This is a genomic window from Streptoverticillium olivoreticuli subsp. olivoreticuli, assembly GCF_003391135.1.
GTDB lineage: Bacteria > Actinomycetota > Actinomycetes > Streptomycetales > Streptomycetaceae > Streptomyces > Streptomyces blastmyceticus.
Genome location: NZ_CP031455.1, coordinates 5,706,179 through 5,722,593, shown reverse-complemented (window position 1 = coordinate 5,722,593; position 16,415 = coordinate 5,706,179). Strand labels below are relative to the sequence as shown.

The window sequence follows — 16,415 nt, the reverse complement described above, 5'->3', positions numbered from 1 at the left end:
GACGCAAGGGAGCCCGGGGCCACACGGTTGCGGACGATTGCGGAGAATCACCCGAGGGCGTCGATGGCCCTGGTGACGCATGCACGCGCCTGCGTGCCGTAGACCGCCGTCTTCTGGAGCCGAGCGAATGCCTTGCCGTAGACGGCGATCTCCCCTGGAGACGTGATATTCACGAAGGCCGACAGTGTCTCGACGGAGACGAGAGCGCCGTCGAACATATAGAACGCTTCCAACGGCCACACCCGGCGCTCGGCCGTGAAAGGGATGATCCCGAGCGACACCGAGGGAAGCGGCATGACGGTGAGCAGGTGCCCGAGCTGTCCGGCCATCGTCGCGGCGTCGCCGATGCGGGCCCGCAGCACCCATTCCTCGAGCAGCACCGAGAAGCGGTGATCGCCCTCGTGCAGCAGGCGGGAGCGCGCCAGACGCGAGGCCACGGCCGCGTCCACGTCGTCGGGGGTCCCTTGGAATTCAGTGACGGAAGCCATCAGCGCGCGGGCGTACGACTCGGTCTGGAAGAACCCGGCGACGACGTTCGAGGCATAGACCCGGCAGACCCGTGTCCGCTCGTAGAGAGGCAGTACGTCCTCCTGCGACTTGCGCATGCCTGTGCGGTGGACGCGCTTCCATTCCGTGTACATGGACTCAGCGGTACGGGAGGCGGCGATGAGGTCGTCGATCTGGTCCTCTGCTCCGCAGGCAACGCACCACAGGCGGATATCCGCATCCGACGGCAGCGTCTTCCCATTGGCGATGCGGGAAGACTTCGCGGGGTGCCAGCCACAGCGCTCCGCCAACTCCTGCCCCGTGAGCCCGGCATCCTTCTTGATGTCGGACAGCCGCCCGGCGATGGCTTTCCGGGCGGCCTGAGCACTGGAGAATGGCGAGGGCATGAACTGTGGTCTCCGCATACAGCTCTAGATGACGAAGTCGGCGTGATCCTTCGCCCTGCTCCATACGGACTCGAAGGCCGAGACGCAGAACTGGATGACGGACAGGTCTTCCGAGAAATCGGTGTACATCCAACGCCCGTCGCCCGCGAAGATGTTGAACTGTACGAGCCGGTCGTCGAACAGCCAGAAGTCGTTACCGGGCAGAGGAATGTCCGACGCCTCGCGTCGGGGCAGCCATCGGACCTGTTCCCCCGCGGCCACATTCACCACGGTCGTCGCGTGCTCGAACCGGATGTAGTCGCTCGGAGGATCGGAGAAGACACGCGCCCTTCGCATCCCGACTCCCCGGCTCACAGCCTTCCGGACCATGACGGCCCAAGGCTGCCAATACTCTGAATCGGGATCGGCGTTGAAGACGCCGGACTCCTTCCACACCGCGAGATCCGACACCTCTCCCTCGACGCCATAGAAGTCACGCATCTCCAGATGGAGCGCGGAAACACGGGTGGCGTCGAGCAGTTCAGCGAAGCTCTCCAGGCTCTGCGACATCACATGCCTCCCTCAGCGCCCGCACCATACGGGCCGGAATCCGGATCACGGCCTCATGGGCCGGGATGGGCCCTACGCTCAAGACGTCGGCTTCCGTCCGCTCGTCCACTTTCCAACCCTGCAGGACGAAGTCGGAGGTCTCCTCGTCCACGAAGATCGACGGGGACCCGTTGACCCCCGACTTGTCGTCCTTGGCGATGAACCGTAGTGCCATGGAACCCTCCTGCGCCGAGTGGGTTGCGCCAGCTTGCCCGACCATCGCCCGGGTGAGGAGGAGGCGTCAAGAGGGCGCGCGAGGCTTCCGAAGTGCGCTGCGAGAGGCACCTTCCTGCCTCGCAGCCTGCCTGAACGTTCGGGAGCCGAAACCGGCGCGCAATCTCGTGCAAGAAGGTGGCCCGCGCCCCGTCACCGCCCGTACGGTCCTCCCGGCAGGCCGTGCAGCCCCCGAAGAAGTGAGGCCGGTGACGTCACAGGAACAGCTTCTCCAAGAGCTGGAACGCAAACGCGCCCTCACCCCGGAATGGCGCGACGCCGTCGCCTCCGTGGACCGCGCCCACTTCATCCCCGACACCTTCGAAGGCCACAATCGGGCTGAGAATCCCGGCCATTGGCAAGAAGCCGTCTATTCGGACGCGCCGCTCGTCACACAGGTCAACGACGGCAACCCGGTCACGGGCGGGGAGTTCACACTCTCCACGTCCTCCTCCTCGATGCCCTCCATCATGCTCGAAATGCTCGACCTGCTCGAAGTCGAATCCGGGCAGCGGGTCCTGGAAATCGGCACCGGCACCGGTTACAACGCCGCATGGCTCGCCCATCGCCTCGGCGACGCCAATGTGACCACCGTGGAATTCGACGCGGCGGTGCTGGCCACAGCCGTGGACAACCTCAAAAGAGCCGGCTACCACCCCACCGCGGTCCTCGGCAACGGCCGGTACGGGCACCCCGAAGGAGCCCCCTATCACCGCATCATCTGCACCTGCACCATGCGCCAAGTGCCGCGACCCTGGCTGGAGCAGTGCCCCGACGGCCGCATCCTCACCCCTTGGGGCAGCAGTTACTTCGCGAGTTCCTTCGCCACGCTCGACGTGAAGGGCGGAAAGGCCCAAGGCCGCTTCTCCGGCGACCCGGCCTTTATGTGGGACCGCACGCAGCGGGCGGGCGCCGGGCACGTCCGGGACTTCTACCGCGGGGAGAAGGGCAGAAAGAGCACGACCGATATCGAGCCGCGGAACGTCATCCAGGACGACCCCGCGTTCTTCATCGCTCTGAGCGTCACCGACGCGTGGTACCGATGGTGCGAGGCGGACGACGCCAGCGGAGAAGCCACGCTGTGGCTCTTCGCGGACGACGGCTCGTCCTGGGCGACGGTCGAGTACGCACCGGGCCAGGACACGTACGAGGTCGAACAGCACGGCCCCCGCACCCTCTGGGACGAGGTGCGAACCGCGTTTCTCCGCTGGCACGCACTGGGAACCCCGCAACGGGCCCGCTTCGGCCTGACCGTCGATATCGACGGTCAGCGGGTGTGGCTCGACAACCCGCGCAACACGGTCAGTTGATTGCAGAAATGACCGGAGAAGGGGCTTTCCTTCTCCGGCCGTTCGCTATGAGGTAGGCGGTCCACTCTTACTGATCGACAGCTGGTCAAGGTGCACGTCACACGAATTGCCCTGCTCGCAGGAGAGCTTGATGGAGTTCTCACCCTTCTTGAGCTGGATCAGGGACCAGGTGCCCTTCCACCCGTTCTCCCAGTCCTTCGTGCCCCCGAAGTTCTTCATGTTGATGGGCCGGGACTCGGCCTTGTCATTGATGGTGATGGTGAGATTGGCGTCCGTACCGGGGACTCCGTAGCGGGCGTCGAGACGGTATTCGCCATCCGCGTCGACCTTCACCTGCCACTCGACAGCGGCACCGACCTTGTTCATGCCGGTTATGTACAGGCCGCCGTCGGCCTGGGCGCCCTTCACCGTCTTCTCGGTGGTGGCTCCGCCCGAAAGATTGAGGGTTGCCGCGTCCCGCCGCTGAAGACCCGCCGCCGAAGAATTGCTCGGCTCGTCCTTCTTCTCCGGCTCCTTCGACTTCGCACCGTCCTGCGGCTTCGGCTTGTTGTCGCCGCCGTCCGCGTTCGTCTTGGAAGTGCTGTCGTTGCCGCTGTTGGTGATCATCGCCGCGCCGATGCCGCCCGCCACGACCACCACGACGGCTATCGCGGCGATGAGCAGGCCGCGCCGCTTCGGGCGCTGGCCGCCGCCGTGGCCGGGGCCCGGCTGGCGGGGGACGCCGCCGGGGAGGGTTTCGGGGGCCGCGTAGTGCGGGGCGGGCTGGTGCGGGGGCTGCTGGCCGCCGTACGTCTGGTTCTGCTGGCCGTACTGCCGCGAGCCGACCGTGCGGACCTGGTGGTAGGACGTGCGGGGGACGCCGGGCTGGTGCGCGGCCGGGCCGCTGTCGGTGTTCCCGTCACCGCCCTCCGAGCGGTACAGGTGCGCGAACGGGTCGTCGCCCTCCGGCGTTCCCGAACCGTTGTTACCGGCCGTCATCCCCTGTCACTCCCAACCTGGTGCCCACCGGCGCTCACGTGCGCGAGCGCCCCGGACCGCCGCTGCCGAGCCGGGGCGGCCCGAGGCATCCACGCGATCCGGATGGCCATTTTTCACGATCGATTCACGTCGGCGACAGTGCCGCATTCGGCGCAGCCTACCCCGATATCGCGGGCCCACGCCGTGGTACGGACCTCAGCCCGCCCGCCGCCCCGCCTTGGCGCGTGACCGCTTTTCGACATACATCCGCTGATCCGCGGAGCGGAGCACCTCGTCGGCCGACATTCCGCAGCCCGCCCAGCCGATCCCGAAGCTCGCGCCGACGCGTACGGCCCGGCCGTCGACCCTTATCGGCGGGATGATCGCGTTACGCAGCCGGACCGCGAGATCCTCGGCGTCCGCCTGGCCGAGACCGTCGGCGAGGACGACGAATTCGTCGCCGCCGAGCCGGGCCACGGTGTCCCCTTCGCGCACGCCCTCGGTCAGGCGGCGGGCGACCTCGATGAGGACGGCGTCGCCGGTGTGGTGCCCGAAGCGGTCGTTGATGGACTTGAAGCCGTCGAGGTCGCAGAAGAGCACGGCCAGGCCCTTGGTCCCGTCGTCCTCGGAATCCTCGTCGGGCGCGACGGTGTGCACATGGCCGGGATAGGGCGCGCCGCCGTGTTCGGCGCCGAATTCGCCGGTGGCGCTGTCGGGTGCGAAATCGGACGCGTAGTCGGCGGCGAAATCGGGGGCGTAATCCGGCCCGAGGTCGGAGCCGAAGCCGTGTCCGTACTGCCGGTAGGCCGTGCTCTCGACCTCGTCGAAGCCTTCGAGGGAGCCGTACGGGGCCGCGGCCACCGCCGCGTGCTCCTCGGACCGGGCCGGGGTGCCGCACAGCCGGCTGCTGAGGCGGGCGCGCAGTTCGGCGCTGTTGGGCAGGCCGGTCAGGGAGTCGTGGCTTGCGCGGTGGGCGAGTTGGAGCTCGTGGCGCTTGCGTTCCTCGATGTCCTCGACATGGGTGAGGAGATAGCGCGGGCCGTCGGCGGCGTCGGCCACCACGGAATTGCGCAGGGACACCCAGACATAACTGCCGTCGCGGCGGCCGAGGCGCAGTTCGGCGCGGCCGCCCTCGGCGGAGGTGCGCAGGAGGGTGCCTATGTCCTCGGGGTGGACGAGGTCGGAGAAGGAATAGCGGCGCATCTGGGAGGCGGACCGGCCGAGCAGCCGGCACAGGGCGTCGTTGGTGCGGTGCAGCCGCCCGTGCTGGTCGCCGCCCATCTCGGCGATGGCCATCCCGCTGGGCGCGTACTCGAAGGCCTGGCGGAAGCTTTCCTCACTTGCGCGCAGCGCCTGCTGCTCCCGTTCCAAGCGGACGAGTGCCCTTTGCATGTTTGCGCGCAGCCGAGCGTTGCTGATCGCAATCGCGGCCTGGAACGCGTACATCTGCAGGGCCTCCCGGCCCCAGGCCCCCGGGCGGCGTCCGTTGCGTGGTCTGTCGACGGAGATGACGCCGAGGAGCTCGCCGCCGGCGGTGCCCGCCGTGTACATCGGGGCGAAGAGGCGGTCCATGGGGTGCCACTCGTCCGGGAAGCGCGGTGCGGGCCCGGCGGTGTGCCACTGAGGCACGTCGTCGTCGTCGAGCACCCAGCCCTCGGTGTACGGGATGAAGCGCAGCGAGCCCCACTGGTCGGCCATGGCGAGCCGGCGCTCCCAGGACACGCGGGAGCCGACCCGCCCCGCCATCAGGGCTTCGGCGTGGGCGCTGCCCGCGACTGCGGCCACGACGAGATCCCCGTCGGGGCGTACGAGATTGACCGCCGAAAGCTCATAGCCGAGACCGGCGATGATGCCGTCGGCGACGGTCTGCAAGGTGTCCGCGAGGCTACGTGCCGTGTTCAGATCGGCAACCACCTGATGCAATCCCCGCAAGGTCGCAAGGCGGACGTACGGCTCCGACTCGGTCTCCATCTTCGCTCTCCCCCGAGACCTCGACAGCAACTCCAGGCTTCTTGTCGTCCGTTTATCACGGCCACTGAATCACAGCGAGCTGACCACTCGGTACACAGGGTCAACAATTAGCGCCCTCTGTGACTCATGTCACACTGCGTGATGAAGTCCGGCTACTGGCGTTCGAGCGCGCTCTTATGCTTCGTGAACGCAAATCCGAAACCCATACGACACCCATATGGACGCCATCCGGAAGCGAATCGGATGACACCCGAAGCGCATTCGGCCACGCATTGGCGCGATTCGGTCGCGGAGCGCGAGGATCCGCGGCGGCCGGAGGTTTTGCCCGGGAGACACCTTTTCGGCGGGCCCTTTCGACCTAGGACCCGGCTGGTCCTGAAGCCCGATGCGGGGAAACGGCGCGGCGGCTAGCGTGCACAGCGTGTTGCAGACGACTACGCCCCACGAGACCGCCATACCCCATGCTGAAGGGGTGAGCGCCGACGAGTTCCGTGCCGCCCTCGCCCGCCTCGCCGCGGGCGTCGTGCTGGTGACCGCCCACGACGCCGAGCACGGTCCGCACGGCGAGGACGTCGGCATGACGGCGACCGCGTTCCTGTCCGTCTCCCTCGATCCGCCGCTGGTGATGGTGAGCGTCCGCAACGACTCCCGCATGGACGACCTCCTGGAACGGCAGCCGCTGTGGGCGGTGTCCGTCCTCTCCGAGAGCCAGCGGCACATCGCGGGCCGCTTCGCGATGAAGGGCCGGATCAGCGACCGGCTGCTGTTCGAGGACATCCCCTGCGAGTCCGGCGAGGCGACGGGCGCTCCGCTGGTACGGGGCGCGCTGGCCGTCCTGGAGTGCCGGACCGAGCAGCGGGTCGAGGCGGGGGACCACACGCTGGTGATCGGCCGGGTGCTGACGGCGGGGGCGCCGAGCACGGAGAGCGGACCGCTGACGTACTTCCAGGGGCGCTACCGGCGGCTGGCCTGAGGTCTCCGGAAGGGGCTCAGCCCCAATCCCGCCCCGAGCGGCCGCGCTTGGTGTCGCCGCGCTGCTTCTTCTCGCGCAGCCGCCGCTCGTTGATGCCGCGCGGGATCTTCGTGGCCCGCCGCGGCCGGGGCGGGGGCGCGGATGCCTCGGCGAGGAGCGCGGCCAGCCGGACGGCCGCGGTCTCGCGGTTGCGCCACTGGGAACGGTGCTCCGACGCCCGTACGGTCACCACGCCGCCCACCAGCCGGCCCGCGAGCTTGGCGAGGGCGCGCTCCTTCCACACGACGGGCAGCGCGTCGGTGGCGGCGAGGTCGAAGCGGAGCTCGACCTGGCTGTCGCTGGTGTTGACGTGCTGGCCACCGGGGCCCGAGGAGCGCGAGAAACGCCACATGAGCTCGGCCTCCGGGAGGGAGACGGAGCCGCGGATGACGTAGGGACCGGACATGTCCCCATGATCCCGCGCCCGGGCCCGGGCCGTCACCCTGTTTTGCGCCCGGTGGCGGACGGCGGCGACGCCCCTGACGACGGCCCGGCGACGACCCATCAGGAAATGGCAAAGAAAGTAAAGCTGCCTGGAACCCTGGGTCCCCCGGACGGCGTTATCAAGGGTGACGGCGACCCGCGGTCGGGGGTCGCAGCGTTTCCATCAGAAAGGGACATTTCCCATGGCTGTAAGCCTGTCCAAGGGCGGTAACGTCTCCCTCACCAAGGAGGCCCCGGGCCTGACGGCCGTCACGGTCGGCCTCGGCTGGGACGTCCGCACCACCACCGGCACGGACTTCGACCTCGACGCGAGCGCGATCGCCGTGAACCCCGCGGGCAAGGTCTACTCCGACGCCCACTTCGTCTTCTTCAACAACAAGTCGACGCCGGACCAGTCCATCGTCCACACCGGCGACAACACCACCGGCCAGGGCGACGGCGACGACGAGTCGATCAACGTCAACCTCGCCGCGCTCCCGGCCGACGTGGAGAAGATCGTCTTCCCGGTCTCCATCTACGACGCGGTGACCCGCAGCCAGAACTTCGGCCAGGTCCGCAACGCGTACATCCGCATCGTCAACCAGGCGGGCGGCGCGGAGATCGCCCGTTACGACCTCAGCGAGGACGCGGCGACGGAGACGGCCATGGTCTTCGGCGAGCTCTACCGCAACGGCTCGGACTGGAAGTTCCGCGCTGTGGGCCAGGGCTATGCGTCGGGTCTGGTCGGCATCGCGCAGGACTTCGGCGTCAACGTCTGACGCTGACGCGTCGATACAAGTCGATATAAGTCATTACAAGTGAGAAGGCCGGCTCCCCGGGAGCCGGCCTCTTGCACCCCCGCTAGCGCGTCAGTACCACCTTGCCCTCCGCCTCCCGGGCCTCGAGAGCCGCGTGGGCGGCCGCCGCCCCGCTGAGCGGGAAGCGGGTGATGGGCGGGATGAGGCGGCCCTCGGACGCCTCCGACAGGGCGCGGGCCGCGAGCTCCTGCCAGCCGCCCGCGGGGGTCGCGTTCGGGCCGATGGCCCACGTAGCGGTCAGTTGGCGCTCTATGAGGTCGCGGGTGTGGATCTCGGTGGGTTCTCCGGAGGCCCAGCCGTGGAGGAGGAAGCGGCCGCCGGGGCCGAGCAGTTCCAGGGCCTGGCGGCCGGAGGTGCCGCCCACGCCGTCGAGGACCACGGTCACCTCGCGCCCGTCCAGCGCTTCCCGCACCCGTACGGGCCAGTCGGCCTCCCGGTAGTCCACGGCGATGTCGGCACCGAGCTCGCGGACGCGCTCCACCTTCGCGGGGCCCCCGGCCGCTCCGACCACGACGGCACCGGCAGCTCTCGCGGCCTGCACGAACAGGCTGCCCAGACCGCCGGCGGCGGACATCACCAGCACGACGTCACGGGAGGTGAGCCGTGCGACGCCGAGCACCCCCTGGGCCGTGGCGCCGGTGGTCAGGACGGCGACGGCGGTGTCGGTGTCGAGGTGTTCGGGGATCGGATGCAGGGCGCCGACGTCGGCGATCGCCTGCTCCGCGTACCCGCCCCCCGTCCCCAGTTTGGTCACGACCCGGCGGCCCAGCCACTCGGTGTCCACTCCGGGCCCCACCGCGTCGACGACGCCGGCGACCTCCTCGCCGGGAACCATCGGCAGGGCCGGCGGCCGGTGCGGGCCGACGGCTACGCCCCGGCGAAGTGTGGTCTCGATGAAGTGGACACCGCTCGACCGCACGTCGATCCGCACCTGTCCCTCGGCGGGGACCAGGTCGGGGACCTCCTCGTAGGTCAGGTTCTCGGCAGGGCCGAAGGCGTGCAGTCGCACCGCGTGCATGGCGTCGTCTCCTTGAGCGGGGCGCCGCCCGGCTGTGCGGCGCCTGACGCCATCATGGAACCTCAACCATGCTTGAGATCAAGGGCGGGCCGGTAAGTGGCCCGGGAGGGTAGAAGAGTCCGGGCACTTCGGCACACAGGTCACGGAGGGCGGTCGGCGCGCAACCGGGCCGCCGGCAGCAGAGTTGGGCAGCTCCGGGGCGGGTACGTAGTACCCAAGGAGGGGATCCCGTGGAGACAGGACACACGCACCATGGACGACGGCGACTCACTCGACCGCATCCTCGCCGCGGCGATCGGCGACCGGGATCGGGAGTACGAGCGCTGCCCGGACTGCCGGCATCCGCTGAAGGTGGTCGTCGTCGCCGAGCACCCCGGCGACACCACCTCACCGGTGATCGTCCGTGGCGTCTGCCCCAGCTGCCCCAGAGGGTTGAGCGCCGTCACCCCCTGACGCCCCTGGCACTCGCCTGCCCGAACTGCCAGAACATGATGCAGCAGATGGGCAACGGCGTGTACAAGTGCTGGAACTGCGGATATACGAGCACCGGCTGACCGCCCCCGGCGCCGCCCCGGCCTTGTGCGCCCCGCCGCGACCCCCCGCGCCGCCCGGGGGCCTCCGCGCGCCGCCCGCCGGGGATCCGCCGAGGATGCGGGCCGGGCGGAATGCGGCGATGCTGGGTGCGTCAGCGTTCCGTAAGGAGGACGGCCATGTCCATGCTCGACAAGCTCAAGGGCCTGCTCAAGGGCCATGAGGACACAGCCCGGCAAGGCGTCGAGAAGGCCGGTGACGCCTTCGACGCGAAGACGGGCAACAAATACCAGAGCCAGACCGACACGGTCCAGCAGAAGCTCAACGAGCAGATCGGCAACCAGCCGCCGACGGACGAGCAGCGGTAGCCCTTTACCTTCGCCCCACACCTGAGGCCGTAGCCTCACGCACCTGAGCAGTCCTGCCCCGAACACGGGGCAGGACTGCTCAGGTGCGTTTTCGTATGCGCGGACAACTTCCCGGCCTGTCCGGCATTTGAGACGCACCCGCAGGGCGCCGGGGTGCCACGAAACAAACCCCCGTCCCAGTTCACCGCATAGCGGAATCAAACAACCGCTCTTCGGAGAACGGGAGATCAAATCCTTGTTGCGCCCCTGTCAATGACGCCTGATCAATGGCACTCTCTCCTCAATTCGCTCCTGCACCACACGTGCACCACAGGGCGGTCGTACACCCGGCTGCTCCAACCCCCCTCATAGGAGACAGAGTTGAGAAGCATCACCTCCACCTCCCGTAAGAACACCCTGCGCGCCGCCGCCCTCGTCGCATCGGCGGCCATGGTCGTCGTCGGAGTGCAGAGCGGCTCGGCGACCGCCAAGACCGACCGTGAGAACGGCGCGCAGGCGCTCGCGCTCTCCGCGGGGCAGCGCTCCGCCGCGCTCAAGAGCGCGCAGACGGAGGCCGGAAGCACCGCCGCCAAGATCGGCCTCGGCGGCAAGGAGAAGCTGGTCGTCCGCGATGTCGTCAAGGACGCGGACGGCACGGTGCACACCCGCTACGAGCGGACGTACGAGGGTCTGCCGGTGCTCGGCGGCGACCTGGTCGTGCACGAGACGAAGAGCGGCTCGCGCAGCGTCGACAAGGCGACGGACGCCAACATATCCGTGCCCACGACGACGCCCTCCCTCGCGCCGTCCGCCGCGAAGAAGAGCGCGCTGAGCGCGTCCGCGGAGGAGAAGAACGCCAAGACCGACAGCCAGGCCCCGCGCAAGGTCGTCTGGGCGGCGAGCGGCAAGCCGGTCCTGGCCTACGAGACCGTGGTGACGGGCGTCCAGAAGGACGGCACGCCGAGCAAGCTGCACGTCATCACGGACGCGTCGACGGGCAAGAAGCTCTTCCAGCGCGAGGCCATCGAGACGGGCACGGGCACCAGCACCTACAGCGGCAACGTCCCGCTGACCACGACGAAGAACGGTTCGGGCTTCGAGCTCAACGACGGGGCGCGCGGCGGCCACAAGACGTACGACCTCAACCAGGGGACGTCCGGCACCGGTTCGCTGTACACCAACTCCACCGACACCTGGGGCGGCGGCCGCCAGACCGCGGGCGTCGACGCGCACTACGGCGCGGCCGTCACCTGGGACTTCTACAAGAACGTCCTCGGCCGCACGGGCATCAAGAACGACGGCCAGGCCGCCTACTCCCGAGTCCACTACGGCGACAACTACGTCAACGCCTTCTGGGACGACGAGTGCTTCTGCATGACGTACGGCGACGGTGAGAACAACAGCCACCCGCTGACCTCGCTCGACGTGGCCGCCCACGAGATGAGCCACGGTGTCACCTCGGCGACGGCCGGCCTGAACTACAGCGGCGAGTCCGGTGGCCTCAACGAGGCGACCTCGGACATCTTCGGCACCGCCGCCGAGTTCTACGCCAACAACGGCACCGACAAGGGCGACTACCTCATCGGTGAGGCCATCAACATCAACGGCGACGGCACGCCGCTGCGCTACATGGACAAGCCGAGCAAGGACGGCGCGTCGAAGGACTACTGGTCGTCGAGCCTCGGCAACAACGACGTCCACTACTCCTCCGGCCCCGCCAACCACTTCTTCTACCTGCTGTCCGAGGGCAGCGGCACGAAGACGATCAACGGCGTGACCTACAACAGCCCCACGTACAACAACTCCAAGCTCGCCGGTATCGGCCGGGACAAGGCCACCAAGATCTGGTACAAGGCCCTGACCACGTACTTCACCTCCACCACCAACTACAAGGCCGCCCGCGCGGGCACCCTGAAGGCCACCGCGGACCTCTACGGCTCCACCAGCGCGGAGTACAAGGCGGTCGCGGCCACCTGGACCGCGATCAACGTGAAGTGACCGGTCCGGAGGCGACTCCGGCACCCCTCCCGTGATCCGCCCGGACCGTGCCCCCGCCGCCCAGGAAGGCGGGGGCACGGTCCGGTGCGTACCGGGGGCGGTGGGCCCCCGGCCCGTACGTTTACGCGTACACCTCCCGGCCGTGTCACCATCGAAGCGTGATCGACCTCGGCTACTCGCTTTCGCGCCGCTTCCCCGACCCTCCGCAGATGGACTACCGCACCGCGGACGTGCGGACGCTGCGGCACGACCTCTTCTGCGGTGACGTCTACATCGCCGACGTGAAGTCGGACCGCGAGCTGTCCACAGCCTGGGGATGGGTGCCGGTCCTGGACTTCGCCTGGGCGCTGTGCGACATCCTCGAACAGGTCGACCAGGACCCCCGGGGCAACCGCGCGGCGGTCCCGCAGTACGCGGAGCTGGACTTCACCGAGTCGACCGACCGGATGCTCTTCGCCCGGCGCTTCGGGTGGGTGGAGGTGGAGGCCGACTGGATGCCGGCGGACGAGCCCCCGCTCACCTTCAACCACCGGGCGCTGCGGCGCGAGGCCCGGGACTTCCTGCACGACCTGATCGCCGACCTGTCGGACATGCACGAGGGCCTCGCCGACAACCCGGTGATCTGGGATCTCCAGTCCCGCTTCCCGCGGGTCTGACTCCCCCGCCTCCCTCCTGAGCCGCGCCCGCCGCAGGGGTCACCCGAGCGGCGCCTCCACCCGGACGCCCATCTGCGCGGCGAAGGCGGGGGCGAGATCCAGCAGTTGGGACGGGCTGATGACCGCGCCCGAGAGCTGCTCGATCCCCCGCGCGATGTCCAGCTCCCCGGCCTCCCGCAGGTCGACGTCCTTCATCCGGGCGGCCGTGAAGTCGACGCGCCGCAGCGCGCAGTCGCGGAAGGCGACGCGCTCCAGGACGGCTCCGCCGAAATCCGCCTCGACGAGGACGCAGCCCTCGAAGGTGACGTCCTTCAGCCTGGCCTTGCGCAGATTCAGGTAGTCGATCTTGCCGCCGCGGACCACCACCCGCTCCAGGACCGCGCCGTGCAGCTGCGTCCCGCCGAGCCGGGCGTCGCGCACCTCCACGTCGCGCAGACCGGCCTCGGCCAGGTCGGTGCCCACCCCGCGGACCCCGTCCAGGACACAGTCCACGAACCGCGCCCGGCTCAGCCGGGCCTCGTCCAGGGCGCAGCGGCGTATCGCGCAGTCCATGAAGCGCGCGCCGCGGGCGCTCTGCCCGGTGAAGTCGGTCTCGGTGAAGTCCAGGCCGTCGTAGTCGCCCTCCGGCTCCAGCCCGGGTCCCTCGTACGGCCGCAGCGGTGGCAGCCGCACCTCTGGGAGTCTGGCCGTGGGGGCCGCCTTCCGCGGCCTCGCCCTGCCCTGTGCCCGTTCGTCCATCGCCATGCACCCACGGTGGCACACGGCACTGACAACGCCTCTGACCTGGACCTATGCCCTTACCACCGGCACCCCGCCGCCGAGGAGGAACACCATGCACGCGATCCGGCTGCACGCCTTCGGTCCCGCCGAGAACCTCACGTACGAGAAGACCGACGATCCCGTGCCGGGCCCCGGCCAGGTCCGGATCGCGGTCGCCGCGGCGGGGGTGCACCTCGTCGACACGACCTTGCGGAAGGGCGAGACGAAGGGCCCGCACAAGCCTCCGGAGCTGCCCGCGATCCTCGGTCACGAGATCGCGGGCACGGTCGAGGCGCTCGGCGCGGGCACCGACCCCGCGTGGCTGGGCCGCCGTGTCGTCGCCCATCTGGGCCAGGTGCCGGGGGGCTACGCGCAGCTCGCGGTCGGCGACGCCGACAAGCTGCACGACATCCCCGAGGGGCTCGCCGACGACCACGCCGTCACCATGGTCGGCACCGGCCGCATGGCACTCGGCATCCTGTCGTACGCCGAGCTGACCGCGGACGACGTCGTCGTGATCACGGCTGCCGCAGGTGGCATCGGCACACAGCTGGTGCAGCACGCGAAGAACGCGGGCGCCACGGTCGTCGGGCTCGCGGGCGGGCCCGCGAAGGTGGAGCGCGTACGGGAGCTGGGCGCCGACATCGCCCTCGACTACACGGATCCTGCGTGGCCGGAAGCCGCCCGTACGGCGCTCGGCGGCCGGGCCGCGACCGTCGTCCTCGACGGAGTGGGCGGGGAGGCGGCCCGCGCCGCGGCCGGTCTGCTCGGGCACGGGGGCAGGCACCTGAACTTCGGCCGGTCCTCGGTGGCCCCCGGTGCCGCCCCGGTGCCTCCCTTCACCCCCGAGGAACTCGCCGCACGGTCCATCACCTCTGACAGCGTCGCCGGCTCACGGATGATGGAACGCCTCGGAGGAATGGCGGAGATGCGCCGTACGCAGGCGGAGTCGTTGGCGCACGCGGCGGCCGGGCGGGTGACCCCGGTCGTCACGCGCTTCCCGCTGGCGGAGGCGGCCGCGGCGCACCGGGCGCTGGAGTCGCGCGGGACGGTCGGCAAGGTCGTGCTGATCCCCTGACAGCCGGACGGCTTGATTCCGCCCCACGAGAGCCCCCCGCCGCGGCGACGCGGAGTCGATTCATCCGGATTTCATGGGCGAAATCAAGCCGATTCCGACAAGCGCGCGTCCCCCATCGGGCCTAGTCTGGATGGCGCGCGCAGGCGCATACGTTTACGCACCGCACGCAACCGCATACGCACCGGATCGGATGCGAGAGCAGGTTCCGATGAGCTCCACGAATACGGGCCCCATACCTCCACTGTCCACCGATCGGCAGACCGAGTGCGACCCCCGCCGCTGGTGGGGTCTGGTCGTCATCGCCATCGCGCAGCTCATGGTCGTCCTCGACGCGACCATCGTGAACATCGCGCTGCCGTCCGCGCAGCGCGCCCTCCACATGTCCGACGGGAACCGGCAGTGGGTGATCACCGCCTACACCCTCGCGTTCGGCGGTCTGCTGCTGCTCGGCGGCAAGGTCGCCGACCTGGTCGGGCGCAAGCTCACCTTCATGACCGGGCTCGTCGGCTTCGCCGCCGCGTCCGCGCTCGGCGGTGCCGCGCAGACGTCGGGGCTGCTCTTCATGTCCCGGGCGCTCCAGGGCGCGTTCGGGGCGCTGCTGGCGCCGTCCGCGCTGTCCCTGCTGACCACGACGTTCACGGATGTGCGGGAGCGCAGCAAGGCGTTCGGCATCTACGGCGCGATCGCGGGCGGCGGTTCGGCCATCGGGCTGATCGCCGGTGGTCTGCTGACCGAGTATCTGAACTGGCGCTGGTGCCTGTATGTGAACGTCCCGATCGCGGTCATCGCCTTCCTGGGTGCCGGGGCGTTCCTCCGCGACGACCGCCGCCGTGGCGAGGGCAGGCCGCAGCTGGACGTCCTGGGCGTCCTCCTGGGCTGCGGGGGTCTCGTGGCGATCGTCTACGGGTGCAGCGAGGCCGAGCCCCGCGGCTGGGGCGACGCGCGCGTGCTCGGGCTGCTGTGCGGGGGCGTGGCGCTGCTGGGGCTGTTCACCTGGTGGCAGACGCGGGCGCCGAGCCCTCTGCTGCCGCTGCGCATTCTGCGCAACCGCAACCGCGCGGGTGCGGTGCTGACGATGGCGCTCGCGGTCATCGCCATGTTCGGGATGTTCCTGTTCATGACCTACTACCTCCAGGTCGTGTGCGGCTATTCACCGGTCAGGACGGGGCTGGCCTTCCTGCCGCTGACCGCCGCGATCATCGTCGCCTCCACCCAGATCTCCGCGCGGCTGATGACCCATGTGCCGCCGCGGGCGCTGATCGTGCCGGGTGCGCTGTTCGCGGCGTCCGGCCTCTTCCTGCTGACCTTCCTGCCGGTGGAGCCCGCGTTCACCTCGCACGTCCTGCCGTCCGAGATCCTGGTGGGCCTGGGTATGGGCCTGATCTTCATGCCGGTGATGGCCACCGCGACGTCGGGGGTGGCACCGCGGGACTCCGGGGTCACGTCCGCCACGGTCAACACCGCTCAGCAGGTGGGGGGTTCCATCGGCACGGCGCTCCTCAACACGATCGCCACCTCGACCAGCGCCACGTACATCGCGGCTCGTCTGAGGACCGCCGCCGCCGAGGCGGGCGGGCGTCTGACCCCCGCCGTGCGGGACACCGTCGTGAAGACGGGCGTGGTCCACGGCTTCAACGTCGCCATCGGGTGGGCCTCGGGCATCATGCTGCTCGCCGCCGTCGTCGGTGGCCTGATGGTCACCACGGGCGCGCCCGGGCACGCCGCCCCGGCGACCCCGTCCGACCCCGCGCGGACGGAAGCGGAGGAACGCCATCACATGCGGGCCTACGAGCCCGGCGAGCCCACGGGCTGAGCCCGCCCGCGAACGCCCGTGCCGCGCGCG

17 protein-coding genes are annotated in these 16,415 nt (G+C 69.6%); 9 read left to right on the top strand and 8 right to left on the bottom strand.

Annotated elements, in window-relative coordinates:
- Positions 1–47: 47 nt before the first annotated feature.
- The 3 genes from DXZ73_RS25390 to DXZ73_RS25380 are packed head-to-tail and all read right to left on the bottom strand — an operon-like array spanning position 48 to position 1,656.
- Complete coding sequence (locus DXZ73_RS25390) at positions 48–893, bottom strand: helix-turn-helix domain-containing protein (RefSeq protein ID WP_116213362.1); 846 nt, start codon at positions 891–893, stop codon at positions 48–50.
- A 24-nt stretch (positions 894–917) separates the two neighbouring features.
- Entirely contained in the window at positions 918–1,442 is a 525-nt protein-coding gene (locus DXZ73_RS25385; RefSeq protein ID WP_116213361.1) for a DUF6879 family protein, read from the bottom strand.
- Positions 1,414–1,656: a hypothetical protein gene (locus DXZ73_RS25380; RefSeq protein ID WP_116213360.1), complete on the bottom strand. Its 243-nt coding sequence runs from the start codon at positions 1,654–1,656 to the stop codon at positions 1,414–1,416. Before DXZ73_RS25380 ends, DXZ73_RS25385 begins: the two co-directional genes overlap by 29 nt.
- A 247-nt stretch (positions 1,657–1,903) precedes the next feature.
- Between DXZ73_RS25380 and DXZ73_RS25375 the strand changes: the two genes are divergently transcribed.
- Entirely contained in the window at positions 1,904–3,004 is a 1,101-nt protein-coding gene (locus DXZ73_RS25375; RefSeq protein ID WP_116213359.1) for a methyltransferase domain-containing protein, read from the top strand.
- 45 nt (positions 3,005–3,049) lie between these two features.
- On the opposite strand, the gene DXZ73_RS25370 is transcribed toward DXZ73_RS25375, so the two are convergent.
- Complete coding sequence (locus tag DXZ73_RS25370) at positions 3,050–3,982, bottom strand: carbohydrate-binding protein (RefSeq protein ID WP_116213358.1); 933 nt, start codon at positions 3,980–3,982, stop codon at positions 3,050–3,052.
- 195 nt (positions 3,983–4,177) lie between these two features.
- Positions 4,178–5,932, bottom strand: a complete 1,755-nt coding sequence (cdgB, locus tag DXZ73_RS25365) for a diguanylate cyclase CdgB (RefSeq protein WP_116213357.1) — start codon at positions 5,930–5,932, stop codon at positions 4,178–4,180.
- Positions 5,933–6,353: 421 nt separating this feature from the next.
- Here cdgB and DXZ73_RS25360 point away from each other — a divergent pair, with 421 nt between their 5' ends.
- Positions 6,354–6,905: a flavin reductase family protein gene (locus DXZ73_RS25360; RefSeq protein WP_116215844.1), complete on the top strand. Its 552-nt coding sequence runs from the start codon at positions 6,354–6,356 to the stop codon at positions 6,903–6,905.
- 16 nt (positions 6,906–6,921) lie between these two features.
- On the opposite strand, the gene arfB is transcribed toward DXZ73_RS25360, so the two are convergent.
- On the bottom strand, positions 6,922–7,350 hold the full coding sequence (gene arfB / locus DXZ73_RS25355) for an alternative ribosome rescue aminoacyl-tRNA hydrolase ArfB (RefSeq protein ID WP_116213356.1): 429 nt from the start codon (positions 7,348–7,350) through the stop codon (positions 6,922–6,924).
- A 220-nt stretch (positions 7,351–7,570) separates the two neighbouring features.
- Here arfB and DXZ73_RS25350 point away from each other — a divergent pair, with 220 nt between their 5' ends.
- Positions 7,571–8,146, top strand: coding sequence for a TerD family protein (locus DXZ73_RS25350; protein ID WP_116213355.1), 576 nt, complete (start codon positions 7,571–7,573; stop codon positions 8,144–8,146).
- An 82-nt stretch (positions 8,147–8,228) separates the two neighbouring features.
- On the opposite strand, the gene DXZ73_RS25345 is transcribed toward DXZ73_RS25350, so the two are convergent.
- Complete coding sequence (locus tag DXZ73_RS25345) at positions 8,229–9,203, bottom strand: zinc-binding dehydrogenase (protein ID WP_116213354.1); 975 nt, start codon at positions 9,201–9,203, stop codon at positions 8,229–8,231.
- Between the two features lie 252 nt (positions 9,204–9,455).
- Here DXZ73_RS25345 and DXZ73_RS25340 point away from each other — a divergent pair, with 252 nt between their 5' ends.
- The 4 genes from DXZ73_RS25340 to DXZ73_RS25325 all read left to right on the top strand — a co-directional run bounded on the left by DXZ73_RS25340 (position 9,456) and on the right by DXZ73_RS25325 (position 12,735).
- Positions 9,456–9,656 carry a hypothetical protein gene (locus tag DXZ73_RS25340; RefSeq protein WP_116213353.1) on the top strand — a complete coding sequence of 67 codons (201 nt, stop codon included), beginning with the start codon at positions 9,456–9,458 and terminating at the stop codon, positions 9,654–9,656.
- Between the two features lie 257 nt (positions 9,657–9,913).
- Positions 9,914–10,102, top strand: coding sequence for an antitoxin (locus tag DXZ73_RS25335; RefSeq protein ID WP_116213352.1), 189 nt, complete (start codon positions 9,914–9,916; stop codon positions 10,100–10,102).
- A gap of 429 nt (positions 10,103–10,531) precedes the next feature.
- Positions 10,532–12,079: a M4 family metallopeptidase gene (locus DXZ73_RS25330; protein WP_425315920.1), complete on the top strand. Its 1,548-nt coding sequence runs from the start codon at positions 10,532–10,534 to the stop codon at positions 12,077–12,079.
- Positions 12,080–12,237: 158 nt separating this feature from the next.
- Positions 12,238–12,735, top strand: a complete 498-nt coding sequence (locus tag DXZ73_RS25325; RefSeq protein ID WP_116213350.1) for a hypothetical protein — start codon at positions 12,238–12,240, stop codon at positions 12,733–12,735.
- Between the two features lie 39 nt (positions 12,736–12,774).
- Here DXZ73_RS25325 and DXZ73_RS25320 read toward each other — a convergent pair whose 3' ends face one another.
- Positions 12,775–13,479 carry a pentapeptide repeat-containing protein gene (locus DXZ73_RS25320; RefSeq protein ID WP_205519222.1) on the bottom strand — a complete coding sequence of 235 codons (705 nt, stop codon included), beginning with the start codon at positions 13,477–13,479 and terminating at the stop codon, positions 12,775–12,777.
- 88 nt (positions 13,480–13,567) lie between these two features.
- Here DXZ73_RS25320 and DXZ73_RS25315 point away from each other — a divergent pair, with 88 nt between their 5' ends.
- Together DXZ73_RS25315 and DXZ73_RS25310 are read left to right on the top strand one after the other, a co-directional pair.
- Positions 13,568–14,572 carry a zinc-binding dehydrogenase gene (locus DXZ73_RS25315; protein WP_116213348.1) on the top strand — a complete coding sequence of 335 codons (1,005 nt, stop codon included), beginning with the start codon at positions 13,568–13,570 and terminating at the stop codon, positions 14,570–14,572.
- A 208-nt stretch (positions 14,573–14,780) separates the two neighbouring features.
- Complete coding sequence (locus tag DXZ73_RS25310; protein WP_116213347.1) at positions 14,781–16,385, top strand: MFS transporter; 1,605 nt, start codon at positions 14,781–14,783, stop codon at positions 16,383–16,385.
- Positions 16,386–16,415: the final 30 nt, after the last annotated feature.